This is a genomic window from Variovorax sp. PvP013 (assembly GCF_050435945.1).
Lineage (GTDB): Bacteria > Pseudomonadota > Gammaproteobacteria > Burkholderiales > Burkholderiaceae_C > Variovorax.
The window spans coordinates 1,553,968-1,574,937 of the sequence record NZ_JBNDLF010000001.1 but is presented as its reverse complement, the minus strand read 5'-3'; the positions used below and the strand labels follow the sequence as shown (position 1 = coordinate 1,574,937).

The 20,970-nt window shown below is 72.1% G+C and carries 9 protein-coding genes and 1 pseudogene; 7 read left to right on the top strand and 3 right to left on the bottom strand.

The annotated features are described in order from the left end of the window. Positions 1 to 4: 4 nt before the first annotated feature. A pseudogene (locus tag ABID77_RS07485) lies at positions 5 to 997 on the top strand (DUF6396 domain-containing protein); the annotation flags it as partial. A 286-nt stretch (positions 998 to 1,283) separates the two neighbouring features. On the opposite strand, the gene ABID77_RS07480 reads toward ABID77_RS07485, so the two are convergent. From ABID77_RS07480 to ABID77_RS07470, 3 genes are all read right to left on the bottom strand, one after another. Next, positions 1,284 to 9,569 carry a GH36-type glycosyl hydrolase domain-containing protein gene (locus ABID77_RS07480; RefSeq protein WP_429593028.1) on the bottom strand — a complete coding sequence of 2,762 codons (8,286 nt, stop codon included), beginning with the start codon at positions 9,567 to 9,569 and terminating at the stop codon, positions 1,284 to 1,286. A gap of 4 nt (positions 9,570 to 9,573) precedes the next feature. Then, positions 9,574 to 9,822 (bottom strand): hypothetical protein, encoded by a 249-nt coding sequence (locus ABID77_RS07475; RefSeq protein ID WP_429593025.1) that lies wholly within the window; start codon positions 9,820 to 9,822, stop codon positions 9,574 to 9,576. A 178-nt stretch (positions 9,823 to 10,000) separates the two neighbouring features. Next, positions 10,001 to 12,928, bottom strand: a complete 2,928-nt coding sequence (locus ABID77_RS07470; RefSeq protein WP_429593022.1) for a phosphoenolpyruvate carboxylase — start codon at positions 12,926 to 12,928, stop codon at positions 10,001 to 10,003. A gap of 101 nt (positions 12,929 to 13,029) precedes the next feature. Here ABID77_RS07470 and hemC point away from each other — a divergent pair, with 101 nt between their 5' ends. From hemC to ABID77_RS07440, 6 genes are all read left to right on the top strand, one after another. Further along, positions 13,030 to 13,986, top strand: coding sequence for a hydroxymethylbilane synthase (gene hemC / locus ABID77_RS07465; protein WP_429593019.1), 957 nt, complete (start codon positions 13,030 to 13,032; stop codon positions 13,984 to 13,986). Between the two features lie 63 nt (positions 13,987 to 14,049). Further along, on the top strand, positions 14,050 to 14,850 hold the full coding sequence (locus tag ABID77_RS07460; RefSeq protein ID WP_429593016.1) for a uroporphyrinogen-III synthase: 801 nt from the start codon (positions 14,050 to 14,052) through the stop codon (positions 14,848 to 14,850). Next, on the top strand, positions 14,847 to 15,932 hold the full coding sequence (locus ABID77_RS07455) for a uroporphyrinogen-III C-methyltransferase (RefSeq protein ID WP_429593013.1): 1,086 nt from the start codon (positions 14,847 to 14,849) through the stop codon (positions 15,930 to 15,932). Before ABID77_RS07460 ends, ABID77_RS07455 begins: the two co-directional genes overlap by 4 nt. Beyond that, complete coding sequence (locus ABID77_RS07450) at positions 15,932 to 17,230, top strand: heme biosynthesis HemY N-terminal domain-containing protein (RefSeq protein ID WP_429593010.1); 1,299 nt, start codon at positions 15,932 to 15,934, stop codon at positions 17,228 to 17,230. The genes ABID77_RS07455 and ABID77_RS07450 overlap by 1 nt, the downstream gene beginning before the upstream one ends. 259 nt (positions 17,231 to 17,489) lie before the next feature. Then, entirely contained in the window at positions 17,490 to 18,641 is a 1,152-nt protein-coding gene (locus ABID77_RS07445; protein ID WP_429593007.1) for a polysaccharide biosynthesis/export family protein, read from the top strand. Positions 18,642 to 18,682: 41 nt separating this feature from the next. Then, positions 18,683 to 20,962 (top strand): polysaccharide biosynthesis tyrosine autokinase, encoded by a 2,280-nt coding sequence (locus tag ABID77_RS07440; protein WP_429593004.1) that lies wholly within the window; start codon positions 18,683 to 18,685, stop codon positions 20,960 to 20,962. Positions 20,963 to 20,970 lie beyond the last annotated feature (8 nt).

The following is a 20,970-nucleotide window of genomic DNA, read 5'->3' as shown; positions in this document are numbered from 1 at the left end:
GGCAATGCAAACGGGCACGCATCACGCACACAGGCGATTGGCAGTACGCAGCGAAGGCGCCAGCACTGGCACGGTTTGGTGGCGCGCCCTGCTGGCGCTGCCGCTCGTGCTCAGCCTCGCGGCCTGCTCCATGGACTCCAACTCTCCCGGCAGCGATCTGCCGCGCTTCACCCAACTGCCGGCCTTCCAGCCGCATCGCAAGAGCTTCGAATGCAAGCAGGAGGCGGCGGTCAACCCACCCATCGGCGCCGAAGCGCAGTCGCTGTTCGAGCAGGCCCTGGCGCTCGACGACTGGCAGATCTGGTACGACCAGCGCGACTACGCCGGCATGGCTCGGCTGTACACGCAGGCCATGAAGCTGGGGCACTGGAAGGCGCAGCTGAACCTCGCACAGATGTACCTCGAAGGCCGGGGCGTGGAGGTCGATGCGAAGGAGGCGATCCGGCTGACGGAGGACCTGATGCGCCAGGGCGTGCCGGCCGCCTGGCACCGCATGGGCAGCCTGTACATGATGGGTGCGGGGCCGCTCAAGCAGGACGACACGGTGGCCTATGCGTTCTGGCAGTGGGCCGCGGACATGGGCAGCATGGAGTCGCAGGCGTTCCTGGGCGAGAAGCTCGATGCCGATCACGACAGCCCACCGAGCTACTGGGGAAATAAAGTCATCGGGCTGCAGATGCTGGAGTGCGCATTTGCGCAAGGGTCCGCGCTGGCGGCCTACAGCCTCGGCTTATCCCTGAATCAGTCAGCCCGAACGCCAGAGGCTTCTCAGCGAGCCCTGCAGGTCATGCACGAAGGTGTCAAGCGCGGATACCAGAAATGTGCGAACTATTTGTTCGCCTCGTTTGACGATGGCGATCCCATTGTTGGACATGCCAAGGATCCGATTCGCGCTCGCAGATATCAGGCGATCTCCGAACGCCTGCGCTTCGACAAGCACCTCCAACTCCCCAACCTCGACCGGGTGCTGCCCCTGCCACCGGCGAAGCTGCCCCAGTGGGACGGCAATCCCGACACCCTAATCGACGCGGCCAAGGCCGTGCGCGTGACGCCCAGGGCCCAGAAGCTCTCGGGCCACGTCCATCCACCCGCCCACCGCGCCCACATCCCGCCCGGGCAGACCCTGCAGGTGCCCCCGCACCTCGCGCACATGCCCGAGCTGCCGGGCTTCACCAGCATCCTGGCCGACGCGCCCGGTGCCACCGGCCTGGCCCGCGCGAGCGTGACCGGCTACTGGCAGCCCCGTGTCTCTCCGGCCCGCGCCACCGACGCCATCTTCGATGTCAGCTGCCGATTTGCAGGACGGCGCCGTCTGGCAGGGCATGCCAGTCGATCCACTCGCCGGACGCGGCATGGTGGGTCGGACCTTGCGGCGTCGACTGGGCCGTCGCGTCGGCCGGTGGCGTGCCGTGGCGCAGCGTGAAGGACTTGCCGCCGAGCTTCAACGTCATCTCGAAGCCGCTCCAGTGCGCCGGCACGCGCGGGGTGAGGGACAGGCGGTCGCCGTGTACCGCGAGGCCCAGCAGGGTCTCGGTCGCGGCGCGGTGCAGCCAGGCGGCCGAGCCGGTGTACCAGCTCCAGCCGCCACGGCCGACGTAGGGCGCGGCGCCGTAGATGTCGCCGGCCATCACGTAGGGCTCCAGCTCGTAGGCCGGACCGCGCGTCGGATGGACCGCGCGGTGCGCCGGGCTCAGGCCCTCGAAACTCTCCCACGCGGCCGCGACGTCGCCCGAGAGCGCCTGCGCCATCAGCGCCCAGACGGCGGCATGCGAGTACTGGCCGCCGTTCTCGCGCACGCCCGGCGGGTAGGCCTGGATGTAGCCGGGGTTGGGCTCCGAGTGCGCCAGCGGCGGATGCAGCAGGCGCAACAGGCCGGCGGGCTCGTCGTGCAGCCGTGCCTCCAGGGCGGCCATGGCCGGCTTCGTGTGCGCGTCGTCGGAGGCGCCCGAGAGCACCGACCAGGCCTGCGCGATCAGGTCGATGCGGCATTCCTCGTTGGCCGACGAGCCCAGCGGCGTGCCGTCGTCGAAGAAGGCGCGGCGGAACCAGGCGCCGTCCCAGCCGGCGTCGTGCAGCGCGGCGATCCAGCCGCGCCGCGCGTCGAGCCAGCGCCGGGCGCGCTCGCCGTCGCCGCGCGCCTCGGCCAGCGGTGCGTAGCGCTCGACCACGCTGCACAGGAACCACGCGAGCCAGACCGACTCGCCCCTGCCTTCGTGGCCGACGCGGTTCATGCCGTCGTTCCAGTCGCCCGTGCCCATCAGCGGCAGGCCATGGACGCCGGTGACCAGGCTGCGGTCGATGGCGCGCGCGCCGTGCTCGTAGACGCTGGCCCGCGCCTCGGTGACCTGCGGCGCGTAGTAGGCGTCCTCGGCACCCTCGGGGATGCCGGGGCCGTCGACGAAGGGCACCTCCACGTCGGCCAGCGTCGCGTCGCCCGTGACCTCGGCGTGGTGGGAGATCGCGTAGGGCAGCCACAGCAGGTCGTCCGAGAAATGCGTGCGCACGCCGGCGCCGCCGGGCATGTGCCACCAGTGCTGCACGTCGCCCTCGGGGAACTGCCGCGCCGCGTTGACGATGATCTGCTCGCGCAGGCGGTCGGGGTCGGTCAGCGCGAAGGCCATCGCGTCCTGCAGCTGATCGCGGAAGCCGAAGGCGCCGCCGGCCTGGTAGAAGCCGGCCTTCGACCACAGCCGGCAGACCAGCGTCTGGTACATCAGCCAGCGGTTGACCAGGGCGTCGAAGAGCGGATCGGGCGTGCGCACCTGCTGCCGGCCGAGCAGCTCGTCCCAGAAGCCGCGCGCGCGCGCCAGGGCGGCGTCGACGTCCTGCCGTTGCCAGCGCCGCGCCAATGCGACGGCGGCCTCGGCGTCGGGAGCGTGGCCGAGCATGAAGCACAGCTGCGCGCTGGCGCCGGCCTCCAGGAAGAACTCGCCGTCGATGGCGGCGCAGGCGTCCAGGCCGTGGCCGGCGCGGCGTCCGAGCAGGTCCGGAATCTCGACGCCGCCGCGGCCGGCGAAGAACTCGCTGCGCTCGCAGGTCCATTGCACGGCGTCGGTCACGCCCGCGGGCAGGCCGGCCAGCGCCAGGAAGGCGGTGCTGCCGCCGAAGCCGCCGCTGCACTCGCGCTGCTGGCCGAACACGGCATCCAGGTCCTCGCCCTTCCAGGTGTGGACGGTGCGCCGCTCGCCGCGCGCCGCGCCCAGCTGCCATTCGACCAGCGCCAGCGCGCGCAGCCGGCGCCGGCGGGGGCCGCCGTTGCGCATCCGCACCTGCACCAGCTTCACGCGCTCGTCGCGGTCGGCGAAGAAGGTGGTCTCCAGCGTCATGCCGCCGGTCGCGCACTCGAACACGCTGTAGCCCTGGCCGTGGCGCACGCGGTGCGCGGCGGTGCCGTCGCCCCGGCTCGCCGGCGTGAGCGGCAGCAACTCGCGCGTGTCGACGTCCTGCAGCAGGTAGTGCTCGAAGGCCGGGTCCTGGACCGGGTCGTTCGACCACGGCGTGAGCTGGTGCATGCGGCTGTTGGCGGCCCAGGTGTAGCCGGTGCCGGTCTCCGACACCTGGAAGCCGAACGTGGCGTTGGCGATCACGTTGACCCACGGCTTGGGCGTGCGCCGCGCCGCGTCGACCTCGAAGCGGAATTCGCCGCTGGCGGCGTCGAAGCCGCCGTGCACCGTCGCGGCCGGCGCGCCGGCCGTCGGCGCCGTGGCGACGCGCGTGGCGGCCAGCGGCGTGCGCGGTTCCGCCGGCGCCTCGTCGCCGTCGCCCGCCGGCGCGGGCAGGGCCGGCGTCGCCGCCTCGCGCAATGCCGCCATCTGGGCCTCCAGCGTGCGACCGTCGGCGGTGAACACCGCCCGCGCCAGGCTCGACAGCGCGGCACGTTCGGCCGGCACCACCTCGGCGTCGCGCAGCAGGTAGAAACCCGCCGCGTCGTTGCGCGGGAAGCTGTTCTGCGTCTCGTGGGCCACGCGGTTGCGCAGGGCCTCGATCTCGCGCTGCAGCGGCATCAGGTAGGAGTTGGGTTCGCCGTTGAGCACCACCAGGTCGCAGGCCACGCCGCCGAAGCCCCACCACGGCTGCGCGCGCAGCAAGGTGTCGACCAGGCCCATGCCGCCGACCGAGTGGATGTGCACCAGCACGATCGGCTTGTCGCCGGAGATGCCGAAGCGCCAGATGTGGCGCAGGTCGATCGGCCCCCGGTCGCTCATCACGCGCGGCGTGGTGTAGGTCAGGATGGTCGTGAGGTCCTGCAGCGCGACGTTCTTGGCCGGGTCGATCGACAGGTCGCGCAGCCGCACCTGCGCCAGCGTGGCAGCCATGCGCATGGCGCGCTCGACGTGCATGGGCTGCAGGTAGCGGTCGATGCGCGGGATCAGCGCCTCGACGTTCTCGTCGGCCGCCGTCGCGAAGGTCACGCGCGCGGTGGCGCCGGCGGGGATGCGCAATGTCACGCGCAGGCAGGCGATCGGGTCGAGTCCGTCGATCGGCGCGCCGCCGGCGTCGCGCGGCTGCGCGTCCAGGCGCGGCGCGGCCAGCGTGCCGTTGCGCCCGATGAAGGCGCGGCGGTCGGTCATGCAGTCGACCGCGACCACGTGGTCGTCGGTCGCGGCCAGGAAGTGCGCCACCGCCATCACCGCATCGCCGTGCAGGCGGGGCTTGCGCGAGAGCAGCAGGGCACGCCAGTGCGGCTCCCAGCGCGTCTGCACGAACAGGTTGGCGAACGCCGGATGCGCCTCGTCGGCCTTCGGCTGGGACAGCACCGGCTCGAAGTAGGAGACCAGTTCGAGCGTGCGCTCGACCTCGCCGTCGTTGTGCAGCGTCACCGTGCGCAGCTCGGTGTCGTCCTCGGGGCTGATGAGCACCAGGGTGCGCGCGTGCAGGCCGTCGCCCACGGCGTCGAACTGGGCCTGGTCGGCCAGGAAGCGGGTGCGGTACTGCCAGCCCTCGCCCGGGGCGGGCAGGGCGGTCAGCGAAGTGAAGTCCCGGCCGCCGGCCTCGCGCACGTAGAAGAAGGTGCCGTGGGCGTCGCGCAGCGGGTCGTCGCGCCAGCGCGTGACGTTGAACGAGCGCCAGCGGCTCACGCCCGCGCCGCTGGCGCGCAGGGCCAGCGTGTAGCGGCCGTTGGACAGCAGGTGCGTCGGCTGGAAGCCCGGCACGGTCGGATCGATCACGCGCGGCTGGTGGGCCACCGGCGCCTCGCCCATGCTCGGCTCGGGCGGCGGGCGCGGGTCGGCGCTGCCGATGATCTGGCGCGGCGTGCGTTCGTGCAGCAGCGGCAGGTGGGCCTCCACCAGCGCGGCGGCGGCGAACCAGCGGCGCGGCGCGTCGTCGCGCAGCACGTTGCCCAGGGCGACGAGCGCCATGCCCTGGTGATGCGCCATGAAGTTGCGCACCACCGACAGCGGCTGGCCCTCGGGCTGGCGCGCGACGGTGAAGTCGACGGCGTCGAAGAAACCGAACTCGCCGCGCGCGCCCATCGTCTCCAGCCGCCGCAGGTTGGCCACCGCTTCGGCCGGCGCCACCAGCGTGGCCATCAGGCTGGCGTAGGGGGCGACCACGCGGTCGGTCGGCGGCGTGCGGCGCAGCGCCAGGCGCGGCACACCGAAAGGCGAGTACTGATAGGCCAGCGAATGGTCCTGCGCGAAGTACGCCGACTCCGACACGCCCCAGGGCAGGCCCTGCTGCGCGCCGTAGGCCTGCTGCTCGCGCACGGCGGCGAGGTTGGCGACCTGCAGCAGGCCGTCCTCGGGCTCGGCCATGACCAGCGCCGGCATCAGGTACTCGAACATCGAGCCCGACCACGACTTCAGCCCCGGCGTGGCGCCCACCGACAGGAACGGCCGCCCGAGCGCCATCCAGTGGCGCCGCGGTGCGTCGCCCTTGGCGATGGCCAGGAAGCTCAGCAGGCGCGACTCGGAGGCCAGCAGGTCGTAGTAGCTGGCGTCGAGCGCGTCGTCCTCGACCCGCAGGCCGATGTGGAACAGGTGGCGCTTGGCGTCGTAGAGGCCGCTGAAGTCCATGCCGTGGCACAGCGCTTCGCAGCGCGCGGCCAGCGCCAGCAGCTCGTGGGGCCGCCCGGCGGGCAAGACCGGCGGCGCCGCCGCCGCGAAGGCCCGGCAGGCGCCGGCCACGGCCAGCAGGTGGCCGGCGAGGTTGCCGCTGTCCACGCTGGAGACGTAGGCCGGCGGCAGCAGGGCCAGCGTGCGCGTGTCGTACCAGTTGTAGAGATGGCCGCGGTGCTTGCCCAGCCGGTCGACGCTCCCGAGCGTGGCGCGCAGGCGCGCGGCCAGCGCGGCGTCGTCGATCCAGCCGAAGTCGCGCGCGCAGCAGCAGGCCAGCAGGTACATGCCGATGTTGGTCGGCGAGGTCCGGTGGGCCAGCGTGGGTTCGGGTTCGAGCTGCAGGTTGTCGGGCGGCAGGTGGTTGTCCTCGGGGCCGACGGCGTGCTCGAAGAAGCGCCAGGTGTCGTGCGCGAGCGTCTGCAGATAGGCGCGGTCGTCGGCGTCGAGCGCGTGCGTCGCCTGCCGGTGCGCCGGCACGCGGCTGGCCCACCAGGCCGCCACGGGCGCCAGCGCCCACAGGCCGAACAGCAGCACGCCCGCGACCGGGTGCGGACTCCATGCGGCGGCGACCACGGCCAGCCCCAGGCACGCGAGGCTCGTCGGCGCCGCGCCGCGCACGAACGACGCCAGGCCGTAGCGCGCCTGCGCCTGGGCCTGCTCGGCGGTGGTCCACTGCAGCAGGTGGCGCCGGCTCGCGGCGAGGCGCCAGAGCGCGCGCAGCAGGGCGTCGATCAGCAGCCGGCTCGACGCCGCGAGCTGCGAGAACTGCCAGGCCGCGCCGGCGACGGCGCGCCCCAGGTCGACCGCGCCGACCTCGAAGAAGTGCCGCAACGCGATCGAGCGCCGCGTCGGCACCAGCCCGGCCAGGGCACCCAGCAGCGGTCCCAGCACCAGCGCGGCGGCGACGGCGCCGAAGGCCCAGGCCAGCGGCAGCGCGTCGGCGAAGACCGCCAGCGCCAGCAGCGCGGCCGAGGCCGGCGCCACCAGCGAGCGGCGCAGGTTGTCGCCCATCTTCCACAGGCCCAGGGCGTCGATGCCGAAACGCCGCGCGCGCAGCATCAGCGGCAGCAGTTGCCAGTCGCCGCGCGTCCAGCGGTGGATGCGCGAGGCGGCGACGCCGGCGTGGTGCGGATGGTCCTCGATCAGCACCAGGTCGCTCACCACGGCGCAGCGCGCGACCGTGCCTTCGAGCAGGTCGTGGCTGAGGACGGCGTCGGCCGGCAGGCGGGCGTCGAGCACGGCGTGGACGGCGCGCACGTCGAGCAGGCCCTTGCCGGTGAAGGAGCCGGTGCCGAAGAGGTCCTGGTAGATGTCCGAGGCGCCGCTGCTGTAGGGGTCGATGCCGCAGCGGCCGGCGAACATCCAGTGGAACGGCGAGCGCTCCTCGCGCCCGGGCAGCGGCGTGACCACGCGCGGCTGCAGGATGCCGAAGCCGGCCGTCACCCGGCCGGCGGCGACGTCGACCTGCGGCGCGTTGAGCGGATGCGCGGCAATGGCGACCAGTTCGCGCAGGCCGCCCGGGGGCAGCCCGGTGTCGCTGTCGAGCGTGACGACGTAGGGGATCGCGTGCGCCAGCCACAGGCCCGGCGCCATCGGCAGGAAACCGCTCGCGTCGCCGGTGGCGAGCAGGCGCAGCAGCATCTCCAGCTTGCCGCGCTTGCGCTCCCAGCCGATCCAGCGCCGCTCGGTCGCGCTCCAGGTGCGCGGGCGGTGCAGCAGCACGAAGCGCGGCGGTCCGCCCGGTGCGTGGGGGTGGCGGGCGTTGAGGGCGGCGATGCGGCCCAGCGCGTCGGCCAGCAGTTCCTCGTCGCCCGGCTGCACCGCCTCGGCGGCATCGGCGAAGTCGGTCAGCAGCGCGAACTGCGCGTGGGCCTCGCGGTTGGCCAGCCAGTGCAGTTCGAGCCGCTGCGCGAGCCGGGCGTTGCCGGCGCTGGAGGTCAGCATCGTCGGCATCGCCACCAGCACGCGGTGCGCGGCCGGGATGCCGGCGGCGAAATCCAGCCGCGGCAGCGTCTGCACGCGCGTGGACTCGGCGACGACGCGGTGGATCAGCGCGATCACCGCCTCCGACAGCGGCCAGACCAGCAGCGCCAGCGCCGCCAGCGTCGGCCAGCCGAACTCGGCGATGCCGCGCCGGTGCAGCCCGTGCACGGCGGCGGCCAGCAGCACGGCGGTGCCCGCCGCGATCGCCAGCACGTAGAGCATCAGGCGCCGGTCGTGCCAGTCGCGCGGGATGGCCGGGCGCCGCGCGGCGGCCTTCGCGGCGCCGCGGACCGCCGGGTAGGGCGACTGCGTCTCCAGCGCGGCGACCAGCGCGCCGCGGCCCTGGCCGAGCAGGTGGTAGCCGGCGGTGCGCGCGGCGGCCTGTGCGGTGGTGGCCATGCCCGGCGGCGGCCTGGACGGCGAGGGCTGCTGCGTTGCGCGCGCTAGCCGCACCACGGTCTCGGCGACGGCGCGTTCGGTGCGCCCCGTGGCGCGCGCGATGCGCTCCATCGCCTGCGTGATCTGCTGGCGCGTGCCCTCGCTCTCCTCGCCGAAGCTCGGCAGCTCGCGCAGCACGCGCAGCGAGCGGCTCACGGGCTCGATCAGGTCGGCCCACTCCACCTGCCCGATCATGCGCAGCGTGGTGATGATGTTGCCCACCGTGAGATTGGCGGCGGCCTGCTCGGCCTGGGCGTCGGCGATCAGGCCGGGTCCGTTCTCGCAGTTGCGCTCGGTCCAGGCGACCAGGGGCGGCGGCTCGGCCGGCCGCTCGACCGGCAGGCGCTGCCACAGCTGCGTGCAGTAGGTCGCCTCCAGGCCGTGCTCGCGCACCACGGCGAAGAGCGCGTCGAGGTCCTCGTGCGTGAGCCGGTCGGCCGCGTCCCAGGCGGCGTGCGCGAGTTCGCGCGCGATCTTGTTCTCGGCGATGCCCTGGGCCATGCGGCGCAGGTTCTCCAGCAGCACCACGCGCAGGGTCGTGGGCAATGCCCAGAGTTCGCCCAGCGTGAGTTCGTCGATGTCCTGGTAGGCGTTCAGGAAGGTCGTGAAGAGCTCGGCGTTGAGCACGCTGTCGGTGTGCGCGACGTAGGCCCACGCGATGCCGTAGACGCGCGGCAGGCCCGCCAGCGGCGGGGTGCCCAGCTTGGGCAGGCGCGCGTAGTAGCCGCGCGGCACGCCTTCGCGGATCTCCTGGAGCTGCGCCTCCACCAGATGGAAGTTGTCCAGCAGCCATTCGGCCGCGGGCGACACGTAGCGCCCACTGCGCGAGATCAGGGCGATGTAGTCGAAGGCGCCGCGCAGCGAGGCCAGGTTCTCCTCGACGCGCGGGAAGAAGGGCGGCGCGGACCCGGCGGCGTCGGCGTCCCGCACGGTCTGCGCGCGGGCCAGGCTGTGGCCGTGCTGGGCGAAGCGCTGGGCACCGAAGAGCTCGGCCCGCACCGGCGGCTGCACGGCCGCGCGCGGGCGCGACAGCAACGTGCGTGCGTAGGGACTGAGGGAGTCGAAATGGGCGAGGACCGGAGCCGCCACGCCGTCAGGCGAAGGTGGCCAGCGCGACGGTGGCCACCGTGGCGACAAACGCCACCGTGACGATGCGGCCCGAGACGAGCGCGTGCACCTGCTGCAGTCCGCCTCGCACGGCCGACCATCGGCCGTGCGCCGCCGAACACTGCGCCATGTGCGAGGACAGGGCGTCGAAGTCGCTGCTCACGAAATCGAAGGCCGGCGGCGTGGGCGCCGTTGCCGGGCCGGTGGAGGAGACGAGGACGGACGAAGAGGACATGACGACGGTTCCAAGGTAAGACGTTGACGACCGCGCGAAATGCGAAATGGTGTGTGCGTGTTGCGTCTCAGGGTATACCTTTAAGGAAAACGGTCGATCCTCCGAAGCCGATAAAGACGTAGGAAAAAGCACTACGGCGAATGCGCGGAGACCGTCCGGCCCCGCGCACCGGCCGTCCTCAGCCCGTGTTGCGCAGGCCCGCCGCCACTCCGTTGATCGAGATGTGGATGCCGTTCTGCAGCCGCTCGCCGCCCTCGCCGGCGCGATAGCGGCGCATCAGTTCGACCTGCAGGTGGTGCAGCGGATCGATGTAGGGGAAGCGGTGGCTGACCGAGCGCTGCATCTCGGCGTTGCCTTCCAGGCGCTGCCTGGCGCCCGTGATCAGCGTGAGCGCGTCCGAGGTGCGGCGCCACTCGGCCTCGATCATGCCGAACACCTTCAGGCGCAGCTTGCGGTCGGCCACCAGCTCGGCGTAGCGCGAGGCCAGCGCCAGGTCGCTCTTGGCCAGCACCATGTCCATGTTGGACAGCAGCGTGCGGAAGAACGGCCATTGCGCGTACATGCGCTGCAGCATCGCCTCGCGCTCCTTGCGCTGCGCCGGGGTGGCGGCGCTCTCCAGGAACTGCGCGATCGCCGAGCCGAAGCCGTACCAGCCCGGCAGCGTGAGGCGGCACTGGCCCCAGCTGAAGCTCCAGGGCACCGCGCGCAGGTCCTCGATGCTGCGGTTGGGGTTGCGCGAGGCCGGGCGCGAGCCGATGTTGAGTTCGGCGATCTCGCGGATCGGCGTGGCGCCGAAGAAGTAGTCGGCGAAGTGCGGTGTCTCGTAGACCAGCGCGCGGTAGGCCGCCATGCTGGCGGTCGACAGCTCCGCCGCCGCCGCGAGGAAGGCCGCCGGCGCGGCCTTGCCCGCGGGCAGCAGCGTGGCTTCCAGCGTGGCCGCGACCAGGGTCTCCAGGTTGCGCCGGCCGATCTCGCGGTTGGCGTACTTGGAGCCGATCACCTCGCCCTGCTCGGTCAGGCGAATCTGGCCGCGCACGGTGCCCGGCGGCTGCGCCAGGATGGCCTGGTAGCTGGGACCGCCGCCGCGTCCGACCGTGCCGCCGCGGCCGTGGAACATGCGCAGGCCGATGGCCGGACCGGGGTCGTCCGCCGGCGCCGCGCCGGCCTTGGCGTCCTTGCCCTTCTTGGCGCCGGCGTCGGCGGCCGCCGCCGTCGCCGCCAGCGCCGGCGCGTTGAGTTCGTCGAACAGCGCCACCAGCGCCGTGCCGGTGCGGTAGAGCTCCCAGTTGCTGGTGAAGATGCCGCCGTCCTTGTTGCTGTCGCTGTAGCCGAGCATCACGTCCTGCAGCGCGCCCGAGCGCTGCACCAGCGCCTTGACGCCGGGCAGGGCGTAGAACTCCCGCATGATCGGCGCGGCGTTGCGCAGGTCCTCGATGGTCTCGAACAGCGGCACCACGATGAGGTCGCACACGCCCGAGCCGCCGAGCGTGCCGCGCATCAGCCCGACCTCCTTCTGCAGCAGCAGCACCTCCAGCAGGTCGCTCACGCTCTCGGTGTGGCTGATGATGTAGTGGCGGATGGCGGCGTCGCCGTAGCGCGCGCGCGATGCGCGGGCAGCCGCGAAGATCGCGATCTCGCTGTGCGTGAGCGGCGCGTAGTCGGCATCGGGCACGCGCAGCGGACGCGCCTCGCCCAGCAGGCGCAGCAGCAGCGTGCGCTTGGCGTCCTCGGGCAGGGCGACGTAGTCGGATTCGATCTGCGCCTGCGCCAGCAGGTCGGCGACCACGGCCTCGTGCTTGTCCGAGCTCTGGCGCAGGTCGACCGTCGCCAGGTGGAAACCGAAGACCTCGACGGCGCGGATCAGCGGTCCCAGGCGCTGCGCGATCAGCGCCGCGCCGTGCTTGTCGGTGAGCGACTCGGCGATGGTGCGCAGGTCGGCCAGGAACTCCTCGGCGTTCGGATAGGGGTTCTGCGGCGCGATGGCGTGGCGTGCCGCCTGGCCGCCGGTGAGGTCGCGCAGCGTGGCGGCCAGGCGCGAGTACATGCCCGTGAGCGCGCGCCGGTAGGGCTCGTCGACGCGGTGCTCGCTGTGGTCGGGCGAGCGCTCGGCCAGCGCCTGCATCTCCACCGACACGTCCACCAGCGTGGCCGACAGCGACAGCTCGCCGCCCAGGTAGTGCACCTCGGTGAGGTAGTGGCGCAGGGCCAGTTCGCACTGGCGGCGCAGCGCGTAGTCGAGCGTCTCGGCGGTCACGTTCGGGTTGCCGTCGCGGTCGCCGCCGATCCACTGGCCCATGCGCAGGAAGGGCGCGATGTCCTTGTGGCCCAGCTCGCGCTCCAACTCGGCATAGACGCGCGGGATCTCGCGCAGGAAGGTGGCCTCGTAGTAGCTCAAGGCGTTCTCGACCTCGTCGATCACCGTGAGCTTGGAGAAGCGCAGCAGCCGCGTCTGCCACAGCTGCGTCACGCGGATGCGGATCTGCTCCTCGTTGTCGGCGTAGTCGCGCGGCGTCAGGGCGTCCTTGGCGCCGGCGAAGGCGCGCTGGCGCCAGCCGATCTCGTCGCGCGCGGTCAGCAGCTGCGCGATGGCGCGCTCGGCGTCCAGGATGCTCTTGCGCTGCACCTCGGTCGGGTGCGCTGTGAGCACCGGCGAGACATAGCTGCGCGCGAGCGACTCGACCACCGCCTCGGGGGTCACGCCGGCCTTGCGGATGCGCGCGAGCGCGGTCTCCAGGCTGCCGTCCTCGGCGGCGCCGGCGCGGTCGGCCTCGGTGGCGCGGCGGATCTGGTGGCGGTCCTCGGCCAGGTTGGCCAGGTGGCTGAAGTAAGTGAAGGCGCGGATCACGCGCACCGTCTCGGCCGCGCTCAGGCCCTTGAGCAGGTTCTTCAGCGCCCGGTCGGCGGCCTGGTCGGCATCGCGCCGGAACGCCACCGACAGCGTGCGCACCTTCTCGACCAGCGCGTAGGTGGCTTCGCCTTCCTGCTCGCGGATGACGTCGCCGAGGATGCGGCCGAGCAGCCGGATGTCGTCGATGAGGGGCTCGTCGTCGCCGCGGACCGGCTTGTTCTGAGCGGTGGAGGGCGGGGCCTTCTTGCCTGTCGTCATTCGCGTTTTCTCCTGGTTTTAGGGGGTCGGCGCGCCGGCAGCGTTGCTGCGGCGCAACATGCTAGCATCCTGCGATTCTTAAGCCTTCAGCGGAAATCGTCTTGAGCAACATCGTGATCGCCACCCGGGAAAGCCGGCTGGCCCTGTGGCAGGCCGAACACGTGCGCGCCCTGCTGCAAGAACGGGGCCACACGGTCACCCTGCTGGGCATGACCACCCGGGGCGACCAGATCCTGGACCGCACCCTCAGCAAGGTCGGCGGCAAGGGCCTGTTCGTCAAGGAACTCGAGACCGCCCTGGAAGAGGGGCGCGCCGACATCGCCGTCCACTCGCTCAAGGACGTGCCGATGGAACTGCCCGAGGACTTCACCCTGGCCTGCGTGCTGGAGCGCGAGGACCCGCGCGACGCCTTCGTCTCGCCGCGCCACGCCTCGGTCGACGCGCTGCCCCATGGCGCCGTCGTCGGCACCTCCAGCCTGCGCCGCGTCGTGCTGCTGCGCGCGCTGCGCCCCGACCTGCGCATCGAGCCCCTGCGCGGCAACCTCGACACGCGCCTGCGCAAGCTCGACGAGGGTCATTACGACGCCATCGTGCTGGCCGCCGCCGGCCTCAAGCGGCTGGGCCTGGAACACCGCATCCGCGTCGCCTTCGAGCCCGAATCCATGCTGCCCTCGGCCGGGCAGGGCGCGCTCGGCATCGAGGTGCGCGCCGACCGCGCCGACCTGATCGAACTGCTCGCCCCGCTGGCCCACCGCCGCGACTGGCTCGCCACCACGGCCGAACGCGCCGTCAGCCGCACGATGGGCGGCAGCTGCTCGATGCCACTGGCCGCGCACGCGCGCTGGCGGGCCGACGGCACGCTGGGCATCGAGGCGATCTGGGGCGACCCGGAAGGCACCGGCGCCCTGGTGCGCGCCGGCACGAGCGCGACGGGCGTGGACACCGGGCCGGCCGACGGCGCGTCCGAGGGCGAGACCGCCGCGACCGGCGACTTCGCGCGTGCCCGGGCACTGGGCGAATCGGCCGCCGGCCTGCTGCGCGCGGCCGGTGCGCGCTGAGTCGGTCCCCGCCGTGGTCGTCGCCGTCGCGATCGCCGCCGGCTCCGCGCCTTCCTCCCGCCGATGCGTCCGCGCGTGATCGTCACCCGGCCGGCGCGCGAGGCCCCGCGCTGGGTCGACGCGCTGCGCGCCGCCGGCTTCGATGCCCACGCGCTGCCGCTGATCGCCATCGAGCCGGTCGAGGACACCGTCGCGCGCGCGGCGCTGGAGCGGGCGCGGCACGACGCGGCGGAGCGCGACGCGGTGATGTTCGTGAGCGCGGCGGCCGTCGAGCATTTCTTCGGGCCGGCGCCAGCCGCTGGTGCCGCCGTCGGCGAGGCCTCCGACACCGCGCCGCGCCGCTGCTGGGCCACCGGCCCCGGGACGGTGCGCGCCCTGCGCCGGGCCGGCGTGCCCGAGACACGCATCGACGCGCCGTCGGGCGAGGCGGCGACCTTCGACTCCGAGACGCTGTGGGCCCGGGTGCGCGCACAGGTCGGCGCCGGCACGCGCGTGCTGATCGTGCGCGGCGGCGACGCGCGGGCGCAGCCCACCGGGCGCGACTGGCTGATGCGCGCGATCGAGGGCGCGGGCGGCGTCGTCGACACCGTGGTCGCCTACCGCCGGCTCGAACCGCGCCTGGACGATGCCGCCCGCGCGCTGGCGATGGCGGCGTCGGGCGACGGGTCGGTCTGGCTCTTCAGCAGCTCCGAAGCCGTCGCGCACCTGCACCGGGCGCTGCCGGCCGCCGACTGGCGCGCGGCGCGCGCGGTGGCCACCCACGAGCGCATCGCGCAGACGGCGCGCGAGGCCGGTTTCGGCCGCGTCGGGCTGGCCTCGCCGCGGCTGGCCGATCTGGTCGCGTCGATAGAATCGCTCGGATGAGTCTCGCCGCGCCGCTTCCCGACGACATCGAGCCGGACGTGGCATCCCGGGTGCCGACGCCGATCTCCCCGCTCCCCCCTGCCGCCACCGGCGCCCAGCTGCTCACGCGGCTGGCGCTGGGACTGCTGGCTTTGCTGGCGCTGGTGTCGCTGGTGATCGCCCTGGTGCTGTGGCAGAAGGTCGCGGGCATGCAGGAGCAGCTGGCGCGCCAGAGCGCCGACGCCCTGGCGCAATCGCTCGAGGCGCGCACCCTGGCGCGCCAGGCCCAGGACACCGTGCGCGACACGGCCGCGCGCCTGTCGCTCGCCGAGGGCCGCGTCGCCGAGGTCGCGCTGCAGCGGACGCAGCTGGAGGAACTCATGCAGAGCCTGTCGCGCTCGCGCGACGAGAACCTGATGGTCGACATCGAATCCACCTTGCGCCTGGCGTTGCAGCAGGCGCAGGTCACGGGCAGCACCGGGCCCTTGCTGGCCGCCTTGCGCACCGCCGACCAGCGCATCGCGCGTGCCGCCCAGCCGCGCCTGGCGCCGCTGCAGCGCGCCATGCAGCGCGATGCCGACCGCCTGCGCGCCAGCGCCAGCGGCGACGGCGGCGAAGCCATCGCGCGCCTGGACGAGCTGCTGCGCGGCATCGACGACCTGCCCACCGTCAACGCGTTGCCCGCCCGCAGCGGCGGCAGCACCGACGCCTGGCAGATCGAGCCCGTCGCCGACGACGCGCCGCTGTGGCAGCGCGTGCTGGCGGCGGTGCGCAACGAGGCGCGCTCGCTGGTGCGGGTCGGCCGCATCGACCGGCCCGAGAGCGTGCTGCTCTCGCCCGACCAGGCCTTCTTCCTGCGCGAGAACCTCAAGCTCAAGCTGCTGGGCGTGCGGCTGTCGCTGCTGTCGCGCCAGGTCGAGCCCGCGCGCAGCGAGATCGCCGCCGTGACCACGGCGCTCAACCGCTATTTCGATCCGTCCTCGCGCCGCGTGCAGGTCGCGGCCACGCAGCTCCAGCAGCTGCAGCTGCAGGTGAAGGCGGTGGAGCCGCCACGGCTGGACGACACCTTCGCGGCCCTGTCGACGGCCGTGGCCGGACGCTGATGCGCGCGGCCCTCTGGTTCCTGGCGCTGTTCGGCATCGCCGCCGCGACGGCGCTCTTCACGGGCGACAACCAGGGCACGGTCACGGTGTTCTGGCCGTCCTGGCGCATCGACCTGTCGCTCAACCTGGTACTGCTGATCGTCGCCGGTGCCTTCATCCTGCTGCACGTGGCGCTGCGTGCGCTGTCGGCGTTGTTCTCGCTGCCGCGCGAGGCCCGTCAGTGGCGCATCCAGCAGAAGGAGCGGGCCTTGCACGCGGCGCTGCTCGACGCGCTGGTGCAGCTGCTCGCCGGGCGCTTCTCGCGCGCGCGCAAGGCGGCGCTGGCCGCGCTGGCGCAGGAGAGCACGCTCGCGGGACTGGACGCGGCGCTGCCGCAGGCCCGGCAGATCCGTACCATCGCCCACCTGCTGGCCGCCGAGGGTGCCCAGGCGCTGCAGGATCGCGCCGCGCGCGACCTGCACCTGCAGCAGGCGCTCGGTCAGGGCGAATGGCGCAGCGGCGCACCGGGCTCCGAGCTGCGCGAGGGCGTGCAGCTGCGCTCGGCCCGCTGGGCGCTGGAGGAGGGCGACGCCGCTGCGGCGCTGGCGCGCCTGGAGGAACTGCCGCAGGGCGCGCAGCGCCGCACGCTGTCGCTGCGCCTGCGCTTGAAGGCCGCACGGCAGGATCGCCGCACGGCCGAGGCGCTGCAGACCGCGCGGCTGCTGGCCAAGCACCGGGCGTTCTCCGAATCGGCCGCGCGCAGCATCGTGCGCGGGCTGGCGACCGAACTGCTCTCCGGCGCCCGCGATCCGGCGCAGCTGGTGCGGGCCTGGGGTTCCCTGGAAGCCGCCGAGCGTGCGATGCCCGAGGTGGCGATCCAGGCCGCGCACTGCATGACCGCGCTCGGCGGCGATCTCGCCACGGCGCGCGCCTGGCTGCTGCCGACCTGGGAGCGCGTGGTGCTGCCACCGTCGGCGGCCACCCACGCCCCGGCCGACGACGCCTTGCGCGTGCGCCTGGTGCGCACCCTCGAAGCGGGCCTGGAATCGGTCGATCCCGAATGGCTGGCGCGCATCGAGGCGGCGCACCGCGACAATCCACGCGATCCGATGCTCCAGTACCTGGCGGGGATCGCCTGTCTCAAGCGCGAGCTCTGGGGCAAGGCCCAGCAACTGCTGACGCAGGCGTCGCGGGGCCTCCAGGATCCCCACCTGCTGCGCCATGCCTGGCAGGCGCTGGCGAAGCTGGCCGAAACCCGTGGCGACGAGGGCCAGGCGGCCGATGCCTGGAAGCAGGCGGCCGGCGTGGATGGACATTGAGCCTCGTTTAGGCATGATGCGCCCTGGCGCAAAAGTACACTTAAGTTTTAGCCTACGCGAAGACCCTGGATTTTCAGAGGTCAACTATCAGAGAAATACCACAGGGTTTTCTCTCTAATCTCCTGCTTTTCGACTGTTCTGTTGCATACCTCACGCTTATGTTCGCTCGTCCAAGAAACATTTGGACTTAAATAAGCGACGTGAGGTACATTCATAACTGTTTCCAAAAGTATTCATTTTGCTTATTGCGGAGTCCGAATTGAAAAGTTTCCCACTACATGCTGCTCTGCTGCTCTCGGCCGTGGTCGCGCTGCAAGGGTGTGCACCATTGGCTCCGGGCTACCGTTCCGCCAGCAACGACGCGGCTTCGGCCGCGTCGCCTTCGGGCTTCGCGTCCGAAGGTGTGGATGCACCGCCGCCCGGCGCCCTGACGCAGATCACCCCCCAGCTCATCCAGGCGCAGCGCAGCGCCACGCCCAACCAGATCTCGCCCGAGGTGCTGGCCCTGGTCGGCGAGCCCGAGGCCTATCGCATCGGTGCCGGCGACGTCATCGGCATCACGGTCTACGACCATCCCGAGATCGTCTTCAGCGGCGTGCCGGCGACCACGGTGGCCGACCCGGGCAGCGTCTCGCCGGCCCCCGGCTTCATCGTGTCCAACACCGGCCAGCTCACCTTCCCGTACGCCGGTCCGCTGCAGGCCGCGGGCATGACGACGCAGGATCTGGAGAACACGCTCGTCCAGCGTCTCTCGCGCGTCTTCAAGAATCCGCAGCTGAGCGTCCGCGTGACCGCCTTCCGCAGCAAGCGCGCCTACATCGAAGGCGAGGTGCGCGTGCCCGGACTGCTGGTCTTCACCGACATCCCGATGACGCTGGCCGAGGCCCTCAACCGTGCCGGCGGCATCGCCCCGACGGGTGACCGCTCGTTCGTCACGCTCACGCGCGGCGGCAAGACCACCAGCCTCGACCTGTTCGCGCTCACCAGCGCCGGCATCGACCCGACCCGCATCCCGCTGAAGAACGGCGACCTGGTCATGGTGCGTGGCCGCGACGAGCGCAAGGTGGCGGTCCTGGGCGAGGTCAACGTCCAGGCCCCGATCCTGATGCGCAACGGCAACCTGAGCCTGAACGAAGCGCTCAACGAAGCCGGCGGCGTCAACCTGAACCTGGCCAACCCGCGCCAGATCTACGTGATCCGCAACGAGCCCGCCGGGGGCCAGTCGATCTTCCACCTCGACGCGAACACGCCCACGGCGCTCGCGCTGGCCGACGGCTTCGCGTTGCGCGCCCGGGACATCGTCTACGTCGACCCGGTCCCGCTCGTGCGCTGGAACCGCGTGATCAGCCTGCTCCTGCCGTCCACCGCCACGCTGAACTCCGTGCGCGACTTCAGAAGGACGACCAACTGAACCCCCGTTCGGTTTCCGTTCCACCCCAGACTTATCAGCCGATGAACACCACCACCACCTCCTACTCGGGCGACGGCCCGCCGACCACCGCGGACGAAGGCGGCGCCGCCGACTTCGGTCACTATGCCGAAGTCGTCCGCACGAACAAGTGGCTGATCCTCGTCATCACCCTGGTGGTGCTGGCGATCGGCACGGCCATCGCGATGCTGTCGCGCCCGACCTACGAATCGATCATCACGCTGCAGGTCGAGGACGCGCCCGACAACAGCGGCAAGGGTTTCCTGAGCGAAGCCGGCGGCCTGTTCGACGTGCGCGCACCCACGACCGCCGAGATGGAGATCCTGCGCTCGCGCATGGTGGTGGCGCCGGCGGTGGAGCACACCAAGCTCTACATCACGGCCCATCCGCGCTACGTGCCGCTGATCGGCGGCTGGCTGGCGCGCCGCGCCAGCGGCCTGTCGGACCCGGGTTTCCTGGGCTTCGGCGGCTACGTGTCGGGCCTGGAACGCATCGCCGTGAGCACCTTCGACGTGCCCGCCGACCTCGAAGGCACGCCCTTCATCCTCAAGGCGCAGGCCAACGGCGCCTACTCGCTGTCGCATCCGCGCATCGGCGAGGCCCTCAACGGCCGCGTCGGCACCGTCCTGAACGCCAGCACCGTGCACGGCCCGATCTCGCTGCTGGTCAGCGAGATCGCCGGCAAGCCGGGCGCCGAGTTCGAGGTCATCCGCTCGGCCAAGCAGGGAACCATCGCCGGTGTGCAGGATTCGCTCACGCTGGTGGAGCGCGGCAAGTCGTCGGGCATCATCAACGTGTCGATACAGGGCAACGATCCCTACCGCATCACGCGCGTCCTCAACGCCGTGGGCGACCAGTACGTGCAGCAGAACATCGAGCGCAAGGCGGCCGAGGCGCAGAAGACCCTGGCGTTCTTGGACGTGCAGCTGCCGCAGTTCAAGCAGCAGCTCGAGGCGTCCGAGGAGGTCTACAACCGCTACCGCAACCAGAAGGCCACCGTCGCCTTTTCCGAGGAAGCCAACCTGATCCTGACCTCGTCGGTCGACCGCCAGACCAAGCTGCTCGAAGCCCAGCAACGCCGTCGCGAGCTGGAGAGCCGCTTCACCGCCGGCCACCCGTCGGTGCAGACGCTCGACGCCCAGATCGCCGCGCTGCAGGCCGACATCGGCGGCATCCAGACCCGCATCAAGGGCCTGCCCGCGATCCAGCAGGAAGCCGTGCGCATGGAGCGCGACGTCAAGGTCAACACCGAGCTCTACCAGTCGCTGCTCAACAGCGCGCTGCAGCTGCGCCTGGTGAAGGAGGGCAAGGTCGGCAACGTGCGCGTGCTCGACGCCGCCGTGACCCCGGAGTACCCGATCAAGCCCAACCGCGCCGCCATCATCGGCGCGTCGCTGGCCCTCGGCCTGTTCCTGGGCCTGCTGACGGCCTTCATCCGCAGCGCGATGGCCGAACAGCGCATCCGCGATCCGCACGAGGTCGAGACCCACAGCGGCCTGCCCGTGTTCTCGACCATCCCGCTGAGCGACGCGCAGGACGCCATCGCCAAGCGCCGCCTGACCGGCGTCAGCGGTGCCCGCCTGCTGGCCATCGAGAAGCCGGACGATCCGGCCGTCGAGAGCCTGCGCAGCCTGCGCACCGCCATGCAGTTCGCCATGCTGGAGTCGCCGAACAACCGCGTCGTCATCACCGGCGCCACGCCGGGCGTCGGCAAGAGCTTCGTGACGGCCAACTTCGCCGCCCTGATGGCCGCCGCCGGCAAGCGCACGCTGCTGATCGACGCCGACCTGCGCCGCGGCCATGCGCACCAGTACTTCGGCCTGCAGCGCCACGGCGGCCTGTCCGAGCTGATCGCCGGCAGCCTGTCGGTGCAGCAGACGGTGCACAAGCAGGTCGCTCCCGACCTCGACTTCCTGGCCACCGGCCAACTGCCGCCCAACCCGGCCGAACTGCTGGTGTCGTCGTCCTTCAAGAGCATCCTGGACACGCTGTCGCAGCAGTACGACCTGGTGGTGATCGATTCGCCCCCGGTGCTGGTGGCGGCCGACACGGCCACCATGGCGGCGCATGCCGGCACGGTGCTGCTGGTGGCCCGCGCCGACCTCTCCACCATGGGCGAGCTCAAGGAGAGCGTGCGCCGGCTGTCGCTGACCGGCAAGGTCGCCTCCGGCGTGCTGCTCAACGGCATGAACCTGGATCGCCGCGGCTACTCGGCCCCCAAGTACGGCCGCTACCGCTACACCAGCTACAACTACGAGAGCGTGCTGCCCTCGGAAGAGCTGCCCGGCGGCAAGATGCACTGAGTGCGGGA

Coding starts and splice junctions, on each gene's coding strand:
- ABID77_RS07475 (WP_429593025.1), bottom strand. CDS start 9,822: ATGTCCTCTTCGTCCGTCCTCGTCTCCTCCACCGGCCCGGCAACGGCG.
- ABID77_RS07470 (WP_429593022.1), bottom strand. CDS start 12,928: ATGACGACAGGCAAGAAGGCCCCGCCCTCCACCGCTCAGAACAAGCCG.
- ABID77_RS07460 (WP_429593016.1), top strand. CDS start 14,050: ATGCGTCCGCGCGTGATCGTCACCCGGCCGGCGCGCGAGGCCCCGCGC.
- ABID77_RS07455 (WP_429593013.1), top strand. CDS start 14,847: ATGAGTCTCGCCGCGCCGCTTCCCGACGACATCGAGCCGGACGTGGCA.
- ABID77_RS07450 (WP_429593010.1), top strand. CDS start 15,932: ATGCGCGCGGCCCTCTGGTTCCTGGCGCTGTTCGGCATCGCCGCCGCG.
- ABID77_RS07440 (WP_429593004.1), top strand. CDS start 18,683: ATGAACACCACCACCACCTCCTACTCGGGCGACGGCCCGCCGACCACC.